At 48.5% G+C, this 1,850-nt stretch carries 2 protein-coding genes; both read left to right on the forward strand.

Annotated elements, in window-relative coordinates; translation table 11 throughout:
* Positions 1–227: 227 nt before the first annotated feature.
* Complete coding sequence (locus DFR26_RS11000; RefSeq protein ID WP_116209104.1) at positions 228–608, forward strand: hypothetical protein; 381 nt, start codon at positions 228–230, stop codon at positions 606–608.
* A gap of 24 nt (positions 609–632) precedes the next feature.
* Positions 633–1,316 carry an IS6 family transposase gene (locus tag DFR26_RS11005; protein ID WP_116209106.1) on the forward strand — a complete coding sequence of 228 codons (684 nt, stop codon included), beginning with the start codon at positions 633–635 and terminating at the stop codon, positions 1,314–1,316.
* The last annotated feature ends 534 nt before the right edge of the window (positions 1,317–1,850 follow it).

The raw sequence follows: 1,850 nt of genomic DNA on the forward strand, positions 1-1,850 counted from the left end.
TGGTAGTGGCTGGTGTGCGACTTTGGTTCTAAACCGAAGCTGGCACATGCGTTTAGTATTTTAGGTGCTGAGAAATTAACTTGTCAGTACCCTTACCTGCTTGGTGCTCGCCGTACCTAGCGCCATAGCAGTGCTGCCGCCAATTATCGTCACGCAAACAACCATCGGGTTAGTTAGCGAGCTGATCTACATTCCTCTGCTTTCCAAACTCGAAAGAAAGAAACACCATGCGCAATAAAGTTCAATTTTCCAAAACTTGGTTTTTAGCTGTTGCGGCCTGCTTTATGATTGCCGCGACGGCAATGGCTCAGCCTACGGACCGTGTCGATGCCAAGCAGCTTTGGCAGCTCATTGATTACGTGGCAGTTGACTACAGCGGCGCGGTCGCCGATGGCACGATCGTGAGCGCGTCCGAGTATGCTGAAATGCTGGACTTTACTGAGAGCGCCCAAAAGCAGGTTGCGCAGCTGCCAGCTCATCCCGCTAGAAATGACGTTGCGCAAGCCATTACTACACTGCACGCCGCTGTGGTTCGCAAGGCCACTGCTAAGGAAGTGGCGCGACTTGCTCATAGGGCCAATACGCTGCTGATGATACTGACAAGTTAACTCGCGGGTTGAGATAATTTGGTTATGAGTACCTACAAACGACACCGCTTTCATCCCAGCATCATCAGCTACGCAGTCTGGATCTACTACCGATTCAACCTGAGCTTTCGTGACATCGAAGATTTGCTGGCAGAGAAGGGCATCTCTGTCAGTTATGAGGCGATCCGGTTGTGGTGTATCAAGTTCGGACCTAGCTATGCTCGTAAGCTTAAGCAAAGGCATCGCGGATTTGGCGATACGTTTTATCTTGATGAGGTATTTATCAAGATAAATGGAAAACAACACTACTTGTGGCGAGCCGTTGATCAAGATGGCGAAGTGGTCGATGTCTTCGTTCAGAGTAGGCGCAATGGTACGGCGGCAAAGCAATTCTTTAAGCGCTTGTTACGCAGTAGTGGCGGCGAACCACGAACGATAGTCACTGATAAATTAGCAAGTTATAGGGTGGCTCAGCGCGAGTTAATGCCGACTGCTCATCACAATACAGCTAAATACGCGAACAACAGAGTTGAACAATCGCATGAGTTGACGCGATTTCGAGAGCGAGGCATGAGGCGATTCAAGTCGCCGAGCCATGCACAACTATTTCTAACGAATCATGCTGCAGTATCTAACCTATTCAATCTTGGAAGACACCTAACTTCAGCAAGCCATTATCGCCGGAGCAGGGCAGCTGCGTTCGCAACGTGGAGATCGGTGGTTGCTTAGTGATGATCGGGTCACTTCATGCTGAGCAAGGAAGTTAACTTGTCAGTACCAAATGGGGGGATTACCCAAGTATGTAGTGGTCGCAAAGAGATGTGAATGGCAACTTTTGCTGAGTTCAAAAGTTAACTTATCAGAGCCAGACATTTTTGAACTGATGCATGAAATTGCTTTTTAAATGGCTCACAGGCTCACTTAGTGATCTTCTTGTGAGCTATCTTTATCACTACGGATCTCGGCATCGCGGATACGTTCCGAAAGGCGTCGTTTGTCATCTGCTGATGAAATGGCGAGTGTATAACTATGAGAATTGCAGCTTGATAAGCATGCTCTTGCAAAGACTTTCATAGTTCGACAAGGGGTTGATCGTGGCTTATGAGTTAGAGAGTCGCCTGGTTATCGGTTTGGCATCGAGCGCTTTGTACGATTTGTCAGAAGCAGAGAGGGTGTGCAGAATTTTGTGTAACCGGGATTTCGGTTACTGCCGTGGCAGTCTTTCCGCGTAGCTGATCGTAAATCGGGTCAATGCCGCTTTCC

The sequence above is a fragment of the Paraperlucidibaca baekdonensis genome (genome assembly GCF_003387535.1).
Classification (GTDB): domain Bacteria; phylum Pseudomonadota; class Gammaproteobacteria; order Pseudomonadales; family Moraxellaceae; genus Perlucidibaca; species Perlucidibaca baekdonensis.

What these genes read in the sequence shown, in the direction of transcription:
- DFR26_RS11005 (WP_116209106.1), top strand. Translation starts at nt 633, where the DNA reads ATGAGTACCTACAAACGACACCGCTTTCATCCCAGCATCATCAGCTAC.
- DFR26_RS11000 (WP_116209104.1), top strand. Translation starts at nt 228, where the DNA reads ATGCGCAATAAAGTTCAATTTTCCAAAACTTGGTTTTTAGCTGTTGCG.